The 19,479-nt window shown below is 35.8% G+C and carries 13 protein-coding genes; 7 read left to right on the top strand and 6 right to left on the bottom strand.

Annotated features, from left to right (window positions below):
- The first annotated feature begins 36 nt into the window (after window positions 1-36).
- From OXQ85_RS17160 to OXQ85_RS17150, 3 genes are all read left to right on the top strand, one after another.
- Entirely contained in the window at window positions 37-840 is an 804-nt protein-coding gene (locus OXQ85_RS17160; protein WP_267406062.1) for a DUF4197 domain-containing protein, read from the top strand.
- 1,112 nt (window positions 841-1,952) lie between these two features.
- Entirely contained in the window at window positions 1,953-5,066 is a 3,114-nt protein-coding gene (locus OXQ85_RS17155; protein WP_267406061.1) for a SusC/RagA family TonB-linked outer membrane protein, read from the top strand.
- Window positions 5,067-5,076: 10 nt separating this feature from the next.
- Window positions 5,077-6,723 carry a RagB/SusD family nutrient uptake outer membrane protein gene (locus OXQ85_RS17150; protein ID WP_267406059.1) on the top strand — a complete coding sequence of 549 codons (1,647 nt, stop codon included), beginning with the start codon at window positions 5,077-5,079 and terminating at the stop codon, window positions 6,721-6,723.
- A gap of 407 nt (window positions 6,724-7,130) precedes the next feature.
- On the opposite strand, the gene OXQ85_RS17145 is transcribed toward OXQ85_RS17150, so the two are convergent.
- The gene (locus tag OXQ85_RS17145; protein WP_267406058.1) at window positions 7,131-7,784 is read right to left on the bottom strand and encodes a CoA transferase subunit B; all 654 of its coding nucleotides are present in this window, start codon (window positions 7,782-7,784) and stop codon (window positions 7,131-7,133) included.
- A 122-nt stretch (window positions 7,785-7,906) separates the two neighbouring features.
- Here OXQ85_RS17145 and OXQ85_RS17140 point away from each other — a divergent pair, with 122 nt between their 5' ends.
- Window positions 7,907-9,709: an ABC transporter ATP-binding protein gene (locus tag OXQ85_RS17140; protein WP_267406057.1), complete on the top strand. Its 1,803-nt coding sequence runs from the start codon at window positions 7,907-7,909 to the stop codon at window positions 9,707-9,709.
- A 145-nt stretch (window positions 9,710-9,854) separates the two neighbouring features.
- Here the strand turns inward: OXQ85_RS17140 and OXQ85_RS17135 are convergent, their stop codons facing one another.
- Window positions 9,855-10,556 (bottom strand): CoA transferase subunit A, encoded by a 702-nt coding sequence (locus OXQ85_RS17135; protein WP_267406056.1) that lies wholly within the window; start codon window positions 10,554-10,556, stop codon window positions 9,855-9,857.
- Between the two features lie 176 nt (window positions 10,557-10,732).
- Here OXQ85_RS17135 and OXQ85_RS17130 point away from each other — a divergent pair, with 176 nt between their 5' ends.
- Together OXQ85_RS17130 and OXQ85_RS17125 are read left to right on the top strand one after the other, a co-directional pair.
- Window positions 10,733-11,224, top strand: a complete 492-nt coding sequence (locus OXQ85_RS17130; protein ID WP_267406055.1) for a DoxX family protein — start codon at window positions 10,733-10,735, stop codon at window positions 11,222-11,224.
- Between the two features lie 202 nt (window positions 11,225-11,426).
- The gene (locus OXQ85_RS17125) at window positions 11,427-11,804 is read left to right on the top strand and encodes a hypothetical protein (RefSeq protein WP_267406054.1); all 378 of its coding nucleotides are present in this window, start codon (window positions 11,427-11,429) and stop codon (window positions 11,802-11,804) included.
- Window positions 11,805-12,048: 244 nt separating this feature from the next.
- Here OXQ85_RS17125 and OXQ85_RS20725 read toward each other — a convergent pair whose 3' ends face one another.
- Window positions 12,049-14,481 (bottom strand): T9SS type A sorting domain-containing protein, encoded by a 2,433-nt coding sequence (locus OXQ85_RS20725; protein WP_267406052.1) that lies wholly within the window; start codon window positions 14,479-14,481, stop codon window positions 12,049-12,051.
- Window positions 14,482-15,075: 594 nt separating this feature from the next.
- Between OXQ85_RS20725 and rplS the strand changes: the two genes are divergently transcribed.
- Complete coding sequence (rplS, locus tag OXQ85_RS17115; RefSeq protein ID WP_034709455.1) at window positions 15,076-15,432, top strand: 50S ribosomal protein L19; 357 nt, start codon at window positions 15,076-15,078, stop codon at window positions 15,430-15,432.
- Window positions 15,433-15,771: 339 nt separating this feature from the next.
- Here rplS and OXQ85_RS17110 read toward each other — a convergent pair whose 3' ends face one another.
- The 3 genes from OXQ85_RS17110 to OXQ85_RS17100 all read right to left on the bottom strand — a co-directional run bounded on the left by OXQ85_RS17110 (window position 15,772) and on the right by OXQ85_RS17100 (window position 19,401).
- Window positions 15,772-16,767 carry an alpha/beta hydrolase gene (locus OXQ85_RS17110; protein WP_267406041.1) on the bottom strand — a complete coding sequence of 332 codons (996 nt, stop codon included), beginning with the start codon at window positions 16,765-16,767 and terminating at the stop codon, window positions 15,772-15,774.
- 74 nt (window positions 16,768-16,841) lie between these two features.
- Window positions 16,842-17,819 (bottom strand): DMT family transporter, encoded by a 978-nt coding sequence (locus OXQ85_RS17105; protein ID WP_267406149.1) that lies wholly within the window; start codon window positions 17,817-17,819, stop codon window positions 16,842-16,844.
- 127 nt (window positions 17,820-17,946) lie between these two features.
- Window positions 17,947-19,401, bottom strand: coding sequence for a T9SS type A sorting domain-containing protein (locus OXQ85_RS17100; RefSeq protein WP_267406040.1), 1,455 nt, complete (start codon window positions 19,399-19,401; stop codon window positions 17,947-17,949).
- Window positions 19,402-19,479 lie beyond the last annotated feature (78 nt).

The raw sequence follows: 19,479 nt of genomic DNA, 5'->3' as shown, positions 1-19,479 counted from the left end.
TGCATCAGAAAACATCTAAATTTGCAAAAATATCTTATGAGAAAAACGATTTTATTGGTTAGCGGATTACTATTTTCAGTTTCAACACAAGCGCAGATTTTAGATGTGATAAAATCTACGGTAAAAGATAAAACAGGCATCGACCTCAACACTCCTGTAAAAGGAACAACCACTTCTACAACTCCTACAAAAACTTCGACAAGGACTTCGCCTATCAATTTGGGAAGTTTAACATCAACTCAGATTTCATCGGGATTAAAAGAGGCTTTGAGCATGGGCGTAAGTGAAGGAGTGAAAAAACTAGGTGTGACTGATGGTTTCCTGAAGAATGAAGCCGTGAAAATTTTAATGCCCGAAAAATTAAGAAAAGTAGATGCTACTTTACGCTCAGTTGGTTTAGGAAGTCTGGCAGATCAAGGCGTAAAATTACTGAACAGAGCTGCGGAAGATGCAGTAACAGAAGCCACTCCGATCTTTACCAGAGCGATTACCTCTATGACGATTACCGATGCCAAAAACATACTTTTAGGCAACGATAATGCTGCGACCAATTATCTGCAGGGGAAAACCCAAAGTCAGTTATTTACTGCTTTTGAGCCCAAAGTAAAGGCTTCATTAGGAAAAGTAGGTGCAGATTCGGTTTGGAAAAGTTTGATTTCAAAATATAATATGCTCACTGGACAAGCTGTAACGACAGATCTTAATGAATATGTGACCACAGAAACCATCAACGGTGTTTTCAAGATGGTGGCTGATAAGGAAAGTGGCATCAGAAATACGCCGGCAATGAGAACCACAAGTATTTTACAGAAAGTTTTCGGAGCTCAGGATAGCAAATAGCTTTTGAAGCTATTTCCCGCTCTCCGCACTCGCTATTTCGTTAGGTTTCGGCGCGGCAGCTTCGCTGCCGCGCCGAAACCTAACGAAATGAGCTCAAACAAACGCTGCGATCGGGGCTAGGATTTCAACATATCATTAAATAGAAAAAAATCCACTCAAATTTTTTCATCTTTTAAAACTCAATCACAAAACTTGGGGCGAAAGTAGATCAACTTTTTATTGTATTTTATAAGTAGATTGGCTTTGCCTCAATTATAAAATTGATTTAAGCTGAATCGGCGAAACTTTGTTTTGTGAGGCTTAAAACAAATGGAAGTCAAAAAAACTTTGTGGACTTTGTTCAAAGTTTAAAGCTTTGAATTTTTATCATTAAGCGAGTTTAATATTGCTATCATTTGCTGAGTAGAACGCCATTACGACCGAAAATATTTAAAATAGGATGCAAACTTTAGCGATCGATAGCGTTAAAAAAAATAAAGAATTATTCTCTAGTACTATGCCTAGATTACTATAGGGATGACAAACTTTTTGCCTACTCTCCAAGTTTTGTAACGCATCATTTTTCAAGGCAAAAAAACGAAGTAAATATTCAGACAATACTTTCAAAAAATAACAATCTATCTTACCATTTTGTAAGATGGATTTTTTGTTCTTGATAAATTAAATTTCATCTAAAATCAACAATTATATTTTACAATAAGTCGCACTTTTCTGTTGTGCATTTTTAACGAATTATTTTAATCGTTTAATCAACCGAAATGCAAATGTTTTTTTTCACAAAAAGAAGAAAAAATTAATATTAATATCAATTTTGGGGAAATAACGGGTGCTAAAAACGAACAAAATATGACAAAAATCATGTTGAATCAACAAATCAAACAAAATTTAATCCACTGATTTTTAAAAACTTAATCGCTAAAATTAACATTACGTTAAAAAAAATGAAAATTTTATTAAAAAAAGTTTAATATAGAAAACTAAAAAAATATTAATCGAAATGCGCAATCGATTACATTTAAATTTTAATTAATTTTTTCAACAAATTTGATGAGAAGTAGCTAATCTCAGAGTTCTTGTTGGGAAGTAAAAATTTAACTCAAAAAATTAAAACTATGTCATGTGAAAAAATAGCAGAATCCCGTTTTAGGATTCGTCAAAAGCTTGCTGTTTTGTTTCTGTTTTCCTCTGGAGTGGTTTTTGCGCAGCAGGGTAAAGAGGTAAGCGGAAAGATAACCAACGACAAACAGGCTCCTCTTTCTAATGTAACGGTAAAGGAAGAAGGTACAGAAAATACCGTTATTACCGATGCTGAAGGAAAATTTATCATTACATTATTAAAAGATCAGTCTTCACTTTCTGTTGAAAATGAAGGTTTTCAGTCGCAGATCATCGCTGTGGACAACCGTTCTTTTATCGCCATTCCGCTAAAGGAAGAAAGAACAAAAACCATTGAGCAGGTAGTACTGGTAGGATACGGAAGCGTAAAAAAGTCAGATCTTACAGGTTCTGTGAATACTTTGAGCTCCGACAAAATTGTAGAAAGAAATACAACAAGTCCTCTCGAAGCGATACAGGGAAGTATGCCCGGAGTACAGATTACGTCTAATTCAGGACGAGTGGGTGACGGTTTTAAAATGACCATCCGTGGAAATAACTCATTAATTTCATCAGGAAATCCTTTGTATGTTGTAGATGGAGTGCCTACTGATAATATTGACTTTCTGAATCCTCAGGATATTGCCAGAATGGATGTTTTGAAAGATGCCTCTTCAGCAGCAATCTACGGTTCCAGAGGAGCAAGTGGTGTGGTTTTGGTAACAACTAAAAATGGGGCAACCGCAAAAGGAGGAATCAATGTCTCATTGGAAACTTCTTATGGTGTACGAACTGCAGCCCGCTTGCCTAAAATGATGAGCGGCGCAGAATGGTGGAATTTCCATCAGGCAGCTTACCTTAGTGCAACTCCGAATACCCAGACACCGGCACAGTTGGCAACTTTAGCAGGAAATCAAAGTCCGCTTTTGGTACAAAGAGCCAATAACGGATATAATTTTGACTGGTACGATGCCGTTTTACAACCCGGAACCATGCAAAATCATTATGTGAATATTTCCGGAAGATCTGATGGCGGATTGGGGTATAATATGTCTTTTGGTGTTCAGGGAAATGAAGGTTTAATTGCCAACGATTCTAATGATAAATATACTTTTAAGCTCGGAATCAATCATAAAATAAATTCCAAATTTTCAACGGGAGCCAATATTACCGTAGCAAGAACGATTACAGAATACGGAAGTGATACGGCGATGCGTTCTGCATTCAGCTTCAGTCCGCTGTTATCCCCTTATGCAATCGATTCCAATGGCAATGATATTCAAGGACAGTTGTTCTTACTGCCAGGAAAATTAACTTATCCTAACGGAGCCTGGGCAATTAATAAAACAAGTACGATCAATCCATTATTAGAAATTGCCAATTCGAGACAAACCGAAAGAACCTGGCAGACATTAGGAAATATATTTTTCCAGTATCAACCAATGAAGTGGTTATCATTTAAAACTACTTTTGCTGCAGGATTTTCAACTTCAAGTTTAGGAATATCGAATACGGCAGATACCAATATCGGGATTGCTCTTAATAAACAAAACTCCGCTTCTTTAAGCAAAACTGAAAACTTTAATTATACTTGGGATAATCAAATCGACTTAAAACATACGTTCAGCGATGTACATGATGTAAGTTTATTATTGCTTCAAAGTACATATTCCAATGAAGATCAGTCGTCTTACGGATATTCGCACGGACAGTCTTTTAATTCAGAATATTATAACTTAGGATTTGGGCTACCAAGCAGTTTTCAGCTCCAATCGCCGCCTTATATGAAAAGGACTTTGAACTCTTTTGCTGCAAGGCTCAACTACGGATACAAAGACAAATATTTATTAACAGCCTCCACAAGATGGGACGGATCTTCGGTATTGTCTGAAGGGAATAAATGGACTGCCTTCCCTTCTCTGGCCTTAGGATGGAAAGTCAATAAAGAATCTTTTCTTGAAAATGTAAAAGCGATCTCAGACTTAAAACTAAGGGCAAGTATCGGTTACACAGGAAATGATAATGTGGCACCATATCAATCATTAGCGTTATTAGACCAGCAGACGTTTTATGCTAATGGATCTACTTTGGTTCCCGGATTACAGTCTTCAGTTTTTGCCAATCCTTTGCTGACCTGGGAAAAAACACGTGAACTTAACTTTGGATTGGATTTTGGATTTCTTCGAAACAGAATTACGGGTACCGTGGATGTTTACGACCGTCTCTCAGAAAATCTAATTTATAAACAACAGTTACCTGCCGAAATGGGAGTAAAATACACCTATGCCAACGTAGGATCGGTAAGTAATAAAGGGGTTGAAGTACTTTTAACCACAAAAAATATAAAAAGTGAACTCATCAATTGGGAAACCACTTTTACCTTTACTAAAAACGTCAATAAGCTTGAATCGATCTATAATCAGGATCAGGTGAGCGACCGAGGGAATAATCTTATTTTAGGTTCCAGTTTAAATCCGAATTTCAATTATGTGTACGACGGCGTTTGGCAGGAAAGTGAAGCCGCACAGGCAGCAGCTTACGGAATGGCTCCCGGACAGGCAAGACCGAAAGACATCAATGGGGACGGAAAATTTGATGCTAATGACAGAACGACCATCGGAAGTTCGGTTCCAAAATGGCAAGGAAGTTTTTATTCGAGATTTACGATAGGAAAATTTGACTTTAATTTTTCAATTATTACCAGCCAAGGGCAAACAGTTTTAAGTACTTTCCATCAGAATTTTGCTGATGTTTCAGACCGCGGACGCCAAAAAATGGCAATGGATTATTTTGTACCTACCAACAGTGCCGGACTTGCTTCTAATGCCAATAATACCAACCCAAGACCAGGACCTGTAGCCACTGGAGCAGGTGCATTTTGGTCAACAGGATTTGGCTATTACCGAGAAGTTTCTTTTACGAAAATTAAAAACATCTCATTGGGATATACTTTTGATTCCGACTTCCTGAAAAAAGTAAAAATGAGCAGCTTAAGAGTTTACGTCAATGTTCTTGATCCTTTTGTATTCACCAATTTCGATGGATACGATCCGGAATGGGCAGCTGCTAATATGGGAGTCAACAGACCGGCTGCCATTACAACACAATTAGGATTAAGCGCTAAATTTTAATTAAACGATCATGAAAAAAATAATATTTACACTCGTATTGGCTACAGCGATTTTCAACTCGTGCAGCGATTTTATAGAAGAAGAAAGTTTATCAAACGTACCCGCTGATGAAGCTTATAAAACAGCTACTGGCTTTCAGCTGCTTGTGAATACGAATTATGCCTGGCTAAAAGGCATTTATGGAGGCGATCCGTGGCTTTTTGTTGCCGGAACCGATATGTATGCCGAAGGAAGAACGCCTGAGCCGGCTGGTCTCAGCCAATACACGCAGCTAATTCCTGCCTCGGAAGGAGTTGACCAATTATATATGGCTTGTTATCAGTTGATTCAGTCGGTTAATAAAACGGTATATTATTCCGCGATAACTGAGCAGACTTCCAGTGTTCCCACTTTAGTGGCAGAAGCAAGATTTTTGAGAGCTCAGGCTTATTTTCTATTGGTGCAGACCTATGGCGGAGTTCCTATTGTTGAGGAAAATTTTACGCTTCCCACTTTACAATTCAACAGAAATTCTGCAGAAGAAGTTTATACATATATCATTAAAGAATTAGAGGCATCACTTGCTGCTGTTGGAACTACGGCTTATGCTACCAGCGGTAAAGTAAACAAGAAAGCGGTAAATGATCTTTTGGCTAAAGTATATTTAACGCGAGGATATGAAAGCTTTGGAGCAAGTACAGATTTTGCCACCGCGGCGACGTATGCAGACGCTGCCATTGCCGGACAAGGTCTGACAGTAGAACCTTCTAAACTATTTTATCCAGGAAATGAATTGAATGCAGAAACCATTTTCTCGGTGCAATATGACTTTAATTCTACCTCAACCTCTCCGACTACGCTGGGAAATAAGCAGTTTTACTATTTCAGCTCGTATTTGGGAGGTGCAGAAACCAATGGAAGCGCGCCTTTGAGAAGCTACAATCTTTGCCCGACAGCCTATGCTCTCAACTTATTCAAGCAAGGCGATCTAAGATGGGAAGCCACTTTTATGGATGTTGTCTATGAAAAATATTACGACTATTTCAGAGTTGCTGATAAATCGGATCTGAAAATTAAACATTTTTATGAGCCAATGTGGTACACCGCAGCCGATAAAACGGCATGGATGACGGCGAACGCTTCAAAATTAGCCACAGGATTTCTTTATCACGACAAAGGAACTTATGATGCAGCCTATACGTTAGTTAAAAACTTAGATTATCAAACAATTCCGGTGAAGAAATTTGATGATCCGGCAACCACTACGCCAGCCAGCACAGGCGCGGTAAGCACAAGAGACATCATCATTTCCAGATTGGCAGACACGTATCTTATTGCAGCAGAAGCCTATTTGAAATCAGGAAACTCGGCGACAGGACTGGCAAGATTAAATGTGGTAAGAGCACGAGCAGGTGTGGCAGCGGCAACAGCAGCAGAATTCAATATCAATTATATTCTGGATGAACGAGGCAGAGAAATGCTGGGAGAATACAACCGCTGGTTTGACTTAAAACGTACCGGAACTTTGGTTTCAAGAGCCGTTCAGTATAATTATAAGATTACCAGCGCTTCTAATTTTAATGGAAATAATGGCGTTCAGAAAATTTTAAGACCGATTCCTCAAACGGTTTTAGATTTAAATCAAAATAAAGATTTTCCACAAAACCCTGCGTATTAAAACAGGAATAATATGATTGATCTTGATTTTGTTTTTTAACGCAAAGGTGACTTCAGATACTTTTAATTTATAGGAGGCAAAGACAAATAAAATTTGTTTCGCGAAGCTTGAAAATACCGCTTCATCAAATCAATCTAATTGATTACTCTTGGCTCACTAAAAAAAATCATCATGTAAATAAATCTTTGCGTTAAAAAAAAATAAAAGTCAAGATGACTTCGACAAAAAAATCCGTCTCGCAAATGTGGAGACGGATTTTTTTATGAATTAAAGGCAAAAGTAAAAGGTAAAAAGAGCCAGGTTGATGAAGTGATTATCCTTTTAACAAAATAGTAAACAAGAACTATTTATACTAAAGTCATCAATTTAAACTTCCAGCTTCAAGTCTCCTTCTTCTAAACTAGTATTTAAAACTGCATTTCAGGAATATCACCTTCAATGATCAGATCTGCTTCTGTAGATTGAATAATATGTTCCACCGAAACTCCCGGAGCTCTTTCAACAAGCTTAAATCCGGCAGGCGTGACATCTAAAACGGCTAATTCTGTCACTACTCTTTTCACACAATTCACACCCGTTAAAGGCAACGTACATTTTTTAAGAATTTTGCTTTCTCCCGCTTTGTTCACGTGCATCATCGCTACAATAATATTTTCCGCAGAAGCCACCAAATCCATTGCACCGCCCATTCCTTTTACCATTTTACCCGGAATTTTCCAGTTGGCAATATCTCCGTTTTCTGAAACTTCCATTGCTCCAAGTATTGTTAAATCTACTTTTTGAGCTCTGATCATCCCAAAACTGAAGGCAGAATCGAAGAATGAACCTCCATTCAAGATCGTGATCGTCTGTTTTCCGGCATTGATGATGTCTGCATCTTCTTCTCCTTCGAAAGGAAAAGGCCCCATTCCCAATACTCCGTTTTCACTCTGAAATTCTACGGAAAGATTGTCCGGAACGTAGTTGGCCACCAATGTAGGGATCCCGATTCCTAAATTTACATAATACCCGTCTTTTACTTCTCTGGAAATTCTTTGTGCAATTTGTTCTTTAGTTAACATAGCTTTATCTTATCCCGCCAAATTAGCCATTTTTTCAGAATTACAAAAAAATTTCTTTTCTTATCCTATGATAAATTTCCCTTTTCAAATTGTTGTAAATTTGTGGACTTTTAATTTTAGCAATGAAAATTTTATTAAATTATTTAAAACCATATAAATGGCTGATATTAGCTTCCCTTTTATTAGCCTCAATCAATCAGGTATTTTCACTGTTTGCGCCTGCCATTACGGGAAATATATTAGACAAACTGGTTACCCATCCTAATTTTTTTGATAAAGAAAAAACGCTTCCGAGAAATATGACTGAATATCTGAACGGAACCGATCTTTATCACGGAGTATTCTATTTTTTAGGATTATTGATCGGAACGGCGATGATAAGCCGAATTGCAAAAGCCTTTCAGGATTATGTAGTGAATGTGATCATCCAGAAATTTGGGGCAAAGATTTTTACGGATGGTTTAAAACATTCTATGAGACTGCCTTTTCAGGAATTTGAAGATCAGAGAAGTGGTGAAACCCTTTCCATTTTAACAAAAGTTCGTGAAGATTCGGTGAAGTTTATCAATAATTTCATCAATGTATTTTTCGGAATTTTGGTAAGTATCATTTTCGTTTCGGTATACGCCATCCGTTTGCACTGGACGATCATGCCGGTGTATGTGGTCGGGATTATCTTTATTGCAGTTGTGACCAATTTATTAAGCAAAAGAATCAAAAATATTCAGAAAAGTATTGTTACTGAAACAACAAACTTAGCCGGAAGCACCACCGAAAGTCTTAGAAATATTGAAATTGTAAAGAGTTTAGGACTGACCAATCAGGAAGTTGAACGTTTGAATAACAATACGTATAAAATTTTAAATTTAGAATTAAGAAAAGTAAAAAGCATCCGTTCTTTAAGCTTTGTTCAGGGAACTTTGGTTAATTTTTTACAGCAAACGATTACCTTCACTTTATTATTGTTGATCTTTAAAAACATTGTAACGCCGGGACAATATTTATCTTTGATGTTCTACGGATTCTTCATCTTCGGACCGATGCAGGAAATTGGAAATATCATCATTTCTTACCGTGAAGCACAGGCTTCGTTGAATAATTTCGATCGCGTGATGAAAAAAGAAGTGGAACCTAAACCTTTAACTCCCAAGAAAATCGGTGCTATTGAAGATCTGAAATTCCAAAGTGTTTCTTTTCAGCATCAAAGCGCTCATTATAAAGCCATCAATTCGATTTCATTTGATGTGAAAAATGGAGAAACCATTGCTTTTGTCGGTCCCAGTGGATCAGGAAAAAGTACTTTAGTGAAATTGCTTGTGGGTTTGTACAGACCTCAGGACGGAGCTATTCTTTATAATAATATTGATGGAAAGGAATTTGATTTTGATGAATTAAGAAATCAAATCGGATTTGTAACCCAAGATACTCAGCTTTTTGCAGGAACCATCAGAGAAAACCTTTTATTTGTCAATCCATCGGCAACAGAGGAAGATTTGCAATTAGCCTTAAAAAAATCAAGCTGTACGGCACTTTTAGAACGTGCTGAAAACGGAATTGAAACCGTAATCGGAGAAGGTGGATTAAAATTGAGCGGTGGTGAAAAACAAAGAATTGCCATTGCCAGAGCTTTATTAAGAAAACCGCATTTATTGATCTTTGATGAAGCAACATCCGCTTTGGACAGTATTACCGAGGAAGAAATTACCATGACTATCAAGGAAGTTTCTAAAGAAAAAGAACAGATAACCGTTCTTATTGCGCACAGATTAAGTACGATTATGCATGCCGACAGAATTTATGTTCTGGAACGCGGACAAATTGTAGAAACGGGATCACATCTCCAGTTAATTGAAGAAAAAGGTTTATATTACGCCATGTGGAGACAGCAAATTGGAGAAAGAAAAATTGCTGAAACGCTGATTTAAAAGGATGGAAGTTAAGTGATGGAAGCTGGAGGTTTACCTGATTGAAAACAGAGATTCCTTCTTCGTCGGAATGACAACTTTGAAAATAAATAAATTACCCCGAAAATTGATTTCGGGGTATTATTTTTTAGAGCTGATGAAAAAATTAATCTTTTTTTCTAACCGTTCTCTGCTCAATTCTTTTTTCAAATTTCTCTCCTTGGAAAATTCTTTGGATCATGATTCCCGGAATGTGAATTTGGTTAGGATCCAATTCTCCTGGTTCTACCAATTCTTCAACTTCCGCTACGGTAATTTTCCCTGCTCCAGCCATCGGATGATTGAAATTTCTCGCCGAACCTTTGAAGATTAGGTTTCCGGCATGATCGCCCTTCCAAGCTTTTACGATTGCATAATCTGCTTCGTAAGCGTGCTCTAAAATATGAGGTTTTCCTTTAAAATCTTTTACTTCTTTCCCTTCTGCTATTTCAGTTCCGAAACCTGCCGGCGTATAAAAAGCAGGAATTCCCGCCTGTGCAGCTCTGCATTTTTCTGCCAAAGTTCCCTGTGGAGTCAGCTCAACTTCCAATTCTCCCGAAAGCATCTGTCTTTCAAACTCAGCATTTTCTCCCACATAAGAAGAAATCATCTTCTTGATCTGTCTTTTGTGAAGCAATAATCCCAACCCGAAATCATCTACCCCTGCATTGTTTGAAATACACGTAAGATCTTTCACATCGCTCTCTACCAAAGCATTGATTGAATTTTCAGGAATACCGCAAAGTCCAAATCCGCCCAACATCAACGTCATTCCATCCTGAATTCCTTCGATGGCTTCCTTTGCATTTTTTACTCTTTTATCTATCATGAAATATTAGATTTTCTGTTGGCTTAAATTTAATAATTTTTCTCAAATATCCTATGTTCCGCATTTTTTTGATGATGATATGATAACTTTTTATACATTTGATAATTATAAATACTGTCAAATCTTTTACTCAAAAGTATTTGATTTAAAATTTAACCTCACAAATTATTACACAAATGAAACAGGAAAATTTAAACAAAGCAGGAGATGTTTTTTATGTACTTTGCAGAATGAGCATTGGTTTATTCTTCTTCATTACTGGTTTCAACAAACTTTTCCATCCCGTTTTTCAAGGGTATATGCTGAAAACAATGGAAGGTCTGGGTTTCTCAAATCCACAATTTATGGCTCATTTTGTAGCAACTAATGAAATGGTTTGGGGATTATTTTTATTGATTGGGCTTTTCACAAGGATAAGTTCTTTTGCATTAATTGTTATCATGTTGGTCGCTTTGATTTCAAAAGATATCCATTCTATTCCGATAGAATTGGTTCCCATTGATCCTAAAATAGGGAACATTCCTATGGACAATTTTACATGGCTTACGTATTTCTTCTTTTTACCTCAGGTATTATTTATAATGCTGTTGGGAATGTTTTCATTATATGGATATAAGATCTTTGGAATTGATCGGTTTTTAAACAAGAAAAGGAATATTTACAGATAAAGGAATCGGGGGAAAATTAAAAATTTTCTCCCGATTTTATTTTAACAATCATCTTTTTGATTGGATTCTCATCCAATCCTGATTTAAATCGTCCCTTCGGGACTCTTTCTTTCTATATATTTTAAATTAGTGAAAATATATTTCGTTGTCATGGTCTGATTTTGGTTTAATTATAATCAACATCACAAAAAATATTAAAATTATGGAAACGAAAGACATTTCAAGAATTGCTTTAGGTACCTTTTTAATTACGGCAGGAATCGGTCATTTAACATTCGCAAGAAAAGAATTTCAGGCTCAGGTTCCGGAATGGGTTCCTCTGAAAAAAGACGATACCGTTGTTTATTCCGGATTTGCTGAGATTGCATTGGGAGCAGCAGTAATTCTTACTCCTGAAAAATATAGAAAAACAATGGGACAAGTGGTTGCCGGATTTTTTGCTGCCGTTCTCCCCGGAAATATTGCTCAGTATAAAAACAGAAGAGATTCTTTTGGACTGAATACTGATAACGCAAGATTTGCAAGACTTTTTATGCAGGCTCCTTTAATGGCATGGGCAATAAAATCGACTGATGAATAACTTTTTTGATTATAATTAAAAATTAAGTTTTGGCTAAAGCCTTATGAATTTAGGAAATAAAGAAACGGGCTAAAGCCCGTTTCTATTGATCCTTTCAACTATTTTTTGAAAATATTTATTGAGGATTTATTTATGATTCAACCTTTTTAAATCAATTTAATCTTTATTGATAATTCATAATTGGATTCGCATCCAATCCTGATGTAAATCGTCCCTTCGGGACTCTTTCTTTGACCTTTATATTTTACTGAATAATCAATTTCAACGTAAATAATTTTCTTGAATGAACTTTCACAAAATATACCCCTTTCGGTAGGTTTTCATTCACCAAAGAAAATCGTTGATTTTGTACATTCTCAGATTTGTACAATAAATCTCCGTTGGCAGAAAGTAATTCTATTTTTTCAATTGGATAATCACTTTTTATAAACGTTGGCTGTCCCGGTTTTGTCGGATTTGGATATAAAATAACCGCTTTTTCATTATGATTTTTTGTTTCATCCATTCCTAAAGTTGCTCCCTGCACCTGAAACTGAACTCGGTTTGAAACCTCAGTATAAGAATCATTGGTAAACATCACCATATAATAATTTCCGGGAGTTGTAGGCAATGCAGCACCATTGATATTTTTCGTTCCCTGAACAATTCCGTCAAAATAAGTATAAGACACAAAATTATCATCCGGCGTTTGAATATTTTGAGGATAAATTCCTAACCAATCTTTGATAATTCCCGGAGAATCCGTCCAAGAAGCGGTAATATTTTCACCTAATGTATAAACAGGTTTGTTCGTCCAAAGTTCCGTAACGATGTCACCAACTTTAAAGAAAACCTTCTCTCCTACTGTCGTGTAGCCATCTTCAAGAAAATACTGAGCATAATAATACCCTTTCGGAAGACCTGTAAAATTCAATGTTCCTGAAGCTGTTGTTACATAACTCCACTTTATAGAAGGGGTTGGCCCCGGAACTTGTCCCATTTTGTAAATCCCGATCCAGTCTTTGGTTAAATTCGGGCCGTTGTTAAAATTTACAACTACGTTTCCGCCAACAGGATAAGTATCTGCAGAAGTATTCAGCACCACTTTTGGCCCTACATAAAAGTTCTTTCTGGCTGTAATTTCTGTATAACCGTTGTTCGCAAAAAATCCTGCGAAATACTGACCTTTAGCTGAAATTCCATTGGGGAAAGTTGTCGTTCCGGCAGTTTGTCCGTTGGTATAAAGGTAAGCTTGTGACGTTACCGAAGCTGGATTCTGACCTTTTTTATAGATTCCGATCCAATCCTGCTGATTTCCGGGACCGTCTGTAAATGTAGCAACAATCGGCTCATTTTGAGTATATTCTGATTTATTTAAATTGAATGAAGGATTTGAAACCACACTTCCTGTTACTTCAAATTGTTTTGCATCACTCCAATCACTCCATTCTAAATTTCTGTCTCTGTAACGAACTTTCACATAATAAATTCCGTTTGTGATTGAGTTGGCAGCAATTGTAGCTTTGGTAATATCAACTCCGGCATTTAGATTTTTAGTAATATCGGGCGTTCCGTTACCATCTTTTCCGAACCAGTTTTCGTAATCCCTGTAAAATTCTTTTTCAACAACAGAAAAATCGGCAGCTTTACTGATTAAAAACTGTGTGGTATTTAATAATTCTGAATTTGTTGTGGTAAAAGTGCTTCCATTTAATGTTATAGGTAACGTAATCGGAGCTGAAAAAGTGTTTGTAATGGAAGGTTTTACTGGTTTTGGCTGATTTTTATATCGGTGAAAAGTATCAACCAATTCATTATACTTTTTATGATAAACACCACCAATTGAATAACTTTCAATATCAACTTTTCCTGTGTTTACATCTACTTCAACGATTTGGTAAGTCCAATCTGTCAATGTTTTCTGAACATCGTCAAAATCCTGCTCATTCGACATTCCCCAATATTGGTCCCATGCGACTCCACCGGAAATAATCTGATAATTCGGAGATTCTTTCAACTGACCTCTGTGATATAAATGGTGATGCGCCCCAACGTGCATTAAATATTTATTAGAAGTCGTTAACAGAGGAACCGCCGTATTTCTCACCCAAGTCGAAATATCTCCCACATATTGTTCCGCCTGATAAGGTCTGTGACTTAAAGAAATAATCCAGTCTACCGTAGGATCGTTGTTTGCTTCGTTTAAAATTTGCTGAAGCCAAGTTTGCTGAGCCGAACCTGTATGTTCTGAACTTAAGCTTACAAATAAAACATTTCCAGCTTGTTGAGCATAATAATTCTCATTTCCTGAAGAAATATTTTTGTATTTAATTTCATCAATATAAAAATGAGCATAATAAGAGTTCATCCCTAAACTACCATACGTTTCATGATTCCCCACCGTTGTCTGGATCGGAAGATAAGGCGAAAGCTTAATATTCTTTTTAAAGTGAACATTTTCATAATGATCTAATGTTCCCACATCTACCTGATCTCCAACCATAAACGTTAATGCAATATTATCAGAAGGATCAGAATCTACCCCAAATTTTTCCTTTAATTTTTTATAAGCATTTAAAGTTAAAGTATCATATCTTGGCTCTGCCTTGATTTGGTTATCTCCCATGATCAGAAAACGGATTTTTCCATCAGCCGTCACAGGTTGTCCTGGCAAAGGAAGTGTTCTGAAATTGTACACCGCAGATTCGCTGGTTCCTGTTTTTATTTTATAGTAATATTTTGTATTAGGCTGAAGATTGGTAACTTTTGCCGTGTGGTAATAATAATTGTTGTTATACCCTGTATCTGAAAAATGTTGGTAGTTCCCGTTACCGTAACGTTCAGATTATTAGCAGAAGTTCCGTAGGTAACCGTAGTTTCATTATTTGATGAAGTCTTCCAGTTCACAATCATGGAATTTGGTGTCGGATTTTGTAAATAAGGATACAAAACCTGCCCAAACGCCATCTGGACGGCAAAAAAGAAAAAGAAGAAATAGTGTTTCATAAAAAATTTCAGTTTAAATGTGTGTAAAGTTTTTAAATCATTTATTTTTAAATGATTATAGCTGATTTTATTTTCGGGCAAAAGTAGAATTCTCATGTAAACTTTATCTGATGGGAACTTCAAGGAAGTGTTAATTTTTCCACTGAAAATCAACATGAAATTTTATAAGATTTAATAATAATTTGTTTGGGATATTCAAAAAATGTTCTGTATATTTGCAACCTGTTATTCAACCTCTGACGAAGTCCGTGTAAGTTGCTTAGCCTAAACATTTTATTTATTAATAATGGATTTATTAAAGTACGTACAAGACAAGTACATTACAAAAAAAGAATTCCCTGAATTCAAAGCTGGTGATACAATCACTGTGTATTACGAGATTAAAGAAGGTCAAAAAACAAGAACTCAGTTCTTCAAAGGTACTGTTATCCAATTGAGAGGTACTGGATCTACAAAAACTTTTACCATCAGAAAAATGTCTGGTGATGTAGGTGTAGAAAGAGTATTCCCAATCAACATGCCAGCTCTTCAGAAAATTGAAGTTGACAGAAGAGGTAGAGTTAGAAGATCTAGAATTTACTACTTCAGAGACCTTAGAGGTAAAAAAGCGAGAATTAAAGACGCTGCTTACAAGAAGAAATAATTCAGACAACAATACATACAAAAAGAGACTGCTAATTTTTAGTGGTCTCTTTTTATTTTTGGAGTATTTTTTAGGAGCTATTTCCCGCTTTCCGCTATATCTTTTGTTTCGCTTTGCTACACAAAAGGATGTCGCTGCAATCGGGGCTAGGAAAAGCGAAACGTTTTAAATGTCAATTGATTATTTACTATTCACTTTCTGACCACCCCGACAAAAATTTCTTTGAAATTTTCGCCACCCCTCCAAAGGAGGGGAATTTTAAACGTAATATATTTTTCTTATTTCTTTGTAAAAATATTCTCAATCATTTAAACTTCCATCATCCAGCTTCCGGCCTCCCTACTTTATAAATTCATACAACGCATTCCAAAATTTATCATAGACTTCAATGTGAGGAAGATGTCCCACATTTTCGATTTCAATTAATTTTGAACCTGCAATTTGTTGTTGCGTTTTCTTTCCTAATTCTTGATATTGTCCCATTTTTGGCTGCAATTCTTTTGGAGCTCTGTCTTTTCCTATGGCCGTTCTATCTCTTGTTCCAATAATTAACAAGGTTGGAGTTTTGATATTTTTAAACTCATAACAAACCGGTTGATTGTAAATCATATCCGATGTTAAGGCCGCATCCCAAGCTACTTTTGGATAGTCTTGATGTAAAGTCCAGCCTGCAATTAAATCCAGCCAAGGTTGATATTCTGCTTTCCATTTATTATCGTAATAGAACTTTAATTGATAATTTTTATAGGTTTCTGCCGTATTTTTAAGCTCAGATTTATAGGCTTGATCTATGGTTTGATATGAGGCAAAAGTTTTGTAATCTTCTAAACCAATCGGGTTTTCCAAAATTAATTTTTCAACCATATTCGGATAAAGCAAAGTAAATCTTGTGGCAACCATTCCTCCCATTGAATGTCCTAAAACTATTAATTTATCAATTTTAAGTTCATCCAAAATCGCTTTTGTATTATCCGCCAATTGTGAAAATGAAAACTGATAACTCTGAGGTTTTGAAGATTTTCCAAATCCGATCTGATCCGGAACAATCACTCGAAAACCTTTATCTGAAAGATCTTTAGCCGTTCTTTCCCAATAGGCTCCATTGAAATTCTTCCCGTGAAGAAGCATAATCACTTTTCCGTTGGATGTTTTGGGTTTTACATCCATATAAGCCATTTTCAAATCATTATTTTGAGATTTCAGATTCAAAAAATGGACTTCATAAGGATATTTATAATTAGATAATTCTGCATCTAAAGGCTTTACCTGAGAAAACATAAAGCTTGATGAAATCGATAGCATTATAATTACAGCAGCATTTTTAAAATTTTTCATAAAAAATTTAATTTATATAAAAATAAAAAAACCGCTTCAAAAGAAACGGTTCGTATGTGTTAATTATCATTTATTTAAGAAAATTCAACTACCTTTTCTTCTTTTTTTGGAAGATTCATTAAAACAATGGCGAAAAGAATCAAAGCAATTCCCAACCATTGAATCATGATTACTTTTTCACCTAATAAAACAAAAGCCATCGTCACAGAAACCGGAAGTTCCAAGGACGAAACAATACTTCCTAATCCTAAACCTGCATTTGGGAAGCCGACATTAAATAAAATCGGCGGAATAATAGTTCCAAAAAGTGATAAAATCAATCCATATTTCCACAGAATTGAATAATTGAAACTGTGAATATGTTCTGTGTTTTCAGTGAAATTTAAGTAAAATGATCTTAATCCATCAAAATGTAAAGGTCCGATTTGCGCGAAAAATAAGAAGGCAAAAATAATAATTGAACCTCCACAAAGCATAATAAAACTTTTTCGGAAAACGGGTAAATGCGTTGCTAATGTATTGGATGTAAACATCGTTAAGGTATAAGAAGCAGCCGCCATTAATCCCCAGAAAACCCCTTTGAAGTCGAGTTCTATTTCTGTATTGATAAGGTTTGTAGCCAAAATAGTTCCGGCTAGAACAATGATAACAGAAACAACTTTTCTTGCGTTGGGCAATTTTTTAGTTAAGAAACTTTCAACCACCACACTAAACCAAACGGACTGCATCAACAAAACAATCGCAATTGAAACATTGATATATTGAACGGCGATATAATAAAATAAACTTGTACATCCCAAAGACGTTCCCGCCAATAGCAATGTTCTTACTTCTTTGGATGTTGGCGAGGATAATTTTTGTTTTGAGGTAATGGTCTGGATAATATTCAGAATCAATAGTCCTACCAATCCTAAAATAAACTGTGATGTGGTAACCTCTGAAGTTGTGTAACCGTCTTCATAAGCTAATTTTACGAAAGTCGCCAACATACCGTATATACTGGCTCCAATTCCTACAAATAAAACTCCTTTTAATATATTCTTCTTCATAATTTTTTTTGAACAGCCTGCAAAGGTACGACTTAAAATTCAAAATAATAGCGGAGATTAATATGATAGATAAACGAAATCGGCGCAAGCTTCGCTTGCGCCGATTCAAAACAATATATTTTAAAAATGCTTATTTTTTAATTAACTTTTCAGTATACACTTCATTTTTATCAGAAACCACTTTCACAATATAAATTCCCTGATTTTGAGAATGAATATCAATTTCCAGTTCTTTTTCTCCTCGGAAAGCTTTATTGTAAACTACATTACCACTTACATTCATCACTTGTAATGTTCCGGAAGTAATGTTTTTATCTAAAATTACTTTAAATAAACCATCCGTCGGGTTCGGAGTTAATTTGAATAAAGGCGTAGTTTCAGCTTTTGAAGCAGATCTTAAAACACAGCTTAAATCAATATCATAATCAAAATAAGGATAATTATTATAATTACTCACCATGATTGTATTCCCGTTGAGTGTATAAAACATATTCAACCTTAATCTATATTGGCCAGTGGCTCCTGCTGCGGAAGAAGCGCCAAAATCAGCAGGATACAGATAATTATAGTATTGCCCTGTAGTTCCCCATTGTGAAACATTACTCAAATCCACAGGATAAACATCTCCGGTATCATTATTAATAATCTCAAGTTTAAAACCATCCAAAGTTGCACCTACTGGCAAAGAATATGTCCAGTTTACAGCCTGCATTCCGTTTAATCCACAACCGTTTGGTTCGTAGAACATTGACGTAATTTGTCCCAAACCTGTAGAATTACAAATACTGTTTGCCGTTTCTACCCACAGATTACTTTCCGTTTGATATAAACTAAAACCATTGGTTCTGTTATAATACATTCTTGGAGTTATTCCACCATCGAAATCACCAGGAAAATTCTCAAGTGCTCCCATATAAGTACCTCCCGGACTTGAAATTACAGCCGCCGCATTTTGAGCTGTAGGATTTGGAGTCGGAGTATAATGGAACATAACAAATCTGGCATCCCTTGCAGCTTTGAATTTAGTAACATTTACAAATGCTCCATCATTATTAAAGTTGGTATTAGCTTCGTTTACCAAATATGATCTATTGATAGGAGCTGTACCTGTATTTCGACTTGCATCAGTAAAAGTAATAATGTGCAAAGGCTGATGATGATCTAAATTTAATGTCGTTTGCGGACTTATGATACTAAGATTAGGATTGTGATCTATTGCATCTCCCACCAATCCTAAAGCCTCATGAAACTGATCTCCAAAGTATAATCTTCTTTGAAAATTTGTTGCCGCTATGTGATCATTAGTAAAATCAGATTCAATATAAATCCTTGGCATAAAGCCTGTGTTAGGAGCACCATATAAACCAGCGCCATAATGTACTACCGCTACTCTATTTTTAGGATTGCAAGACAATAAAGACTCGATAAATTTGCTGGCAGCCAGCTTCATTTCACTGAAAGTCTGAACATTGATGGAAAAGCCATTGTCTAATAAGATAATGTAATCGCTGCCCGGAGCCTGTGCCGAAAGTTTTCCGAAAGACATACTTAATGCCAACAGAAACAAAAGAAATGTTTTTTTCATGGATTAAAAATTTTGTTAATTAAGTTATGTTAAAAATAATATATTTTTCTTTATATCGTGAAATAATTTGAAATATTT

The sequence above is a fragment of the Chryseobacterium sp. GM_Chr_2 genome (genome assembly GCF_026540445.1).
Taxonomy (GTDB): Bacteria; Bacteroidota; Bacteroidia; order Flavobacteriales; family Weeksellaceae; genus Chryseobacterium.
This window is presented reverse-complemented; position numbering and strand designations above follow the sequence as displayed.

What these genes read in the sequence shown, in the direction of transcription:
- OXQ85_RS17160 (WP_267406062.1), top strand. Translation starts at nt 37, where the DNA reads ATGAGAAAAACGATTTTATTGGTTAGCGGATTACTATTTTCAGTTTCA.
- OXQ85_RS17155 (WP_267406061.1), top strand. Translation starts at nt 1,953, where the DNA reads ATGTCATGTGAAAAAATAGCAGAATCCCGTTTTAGGATTCGTCAAAAG.
- OXQ85_RS17150 (WP_267406059.1), top strand. Translation starts at nt 5,077, where the DNA reads ATGAAAAAAATAATATTTACACTCGTATTGGCTACAGCGATTTTCAAC.
- OXQ85_RS17145 (WP_267406058.1), bottom strand. Translation starts at nt 7,784, where the DNA reads ATGTTAACTAAAGAACAAATTGCACAAAGAATTTCCAGAGAAGTAAAA.
- OXQ85_RS17140 (WP_267406057.1), top strand. Translation starts at nt 7,907, where the DNA reads ATGAAAATTTTATTAAATTATTTAAAACCATATAAATGGCTGATATTA.
- OXQ85_RS17135 (WP_267406056.1), bottom strand. Translation starts at nt 10,556, where the DNA reads ATGATAGATAAAAGAGTAAAAAATGCAAAGGAAGCCATCGAAGGAATT.
- OXQ85_RS17130 (WP_267406055.1), top strand. Translation starts at nt 10,733, where the DNA reads ATGAAACAGGAAAATTTAAACAAAGCAGGAGATGTTTTTTATGTACTT.
- OXQ85_RS17125 (WP_267406054.1), top strand. Translation starts at nt 11,427, where the DNA reads ATGGAAACGAAAGACATTTCAAGAATTGCTTTAGGTACCTTTTTAATT.
- rplS (WP_034709455.1), top strand. Translation starts at nt 15,076, where the DNA reads ATGGATTTATTAAAGTACGTACAAGACAAGTACATTACAAAAAAAGAA.
- OXQ85_RS17110 (WP_267406041.1), bottom strand. Translation starts at nt 16,767, where the DNA reads ATGAAAAATTTTAAAAATGCTGCTGTAATTATAATGCTATCGATTTCA.
- OXQ85_RS17100 (WP_267406040.1), bottom strand. Translation starts at nt 19,401, where the DNA reads ATGAAAAAAACATTTCTTTTGTTTCTGTTGGCATTAAGTATGTCTTTC.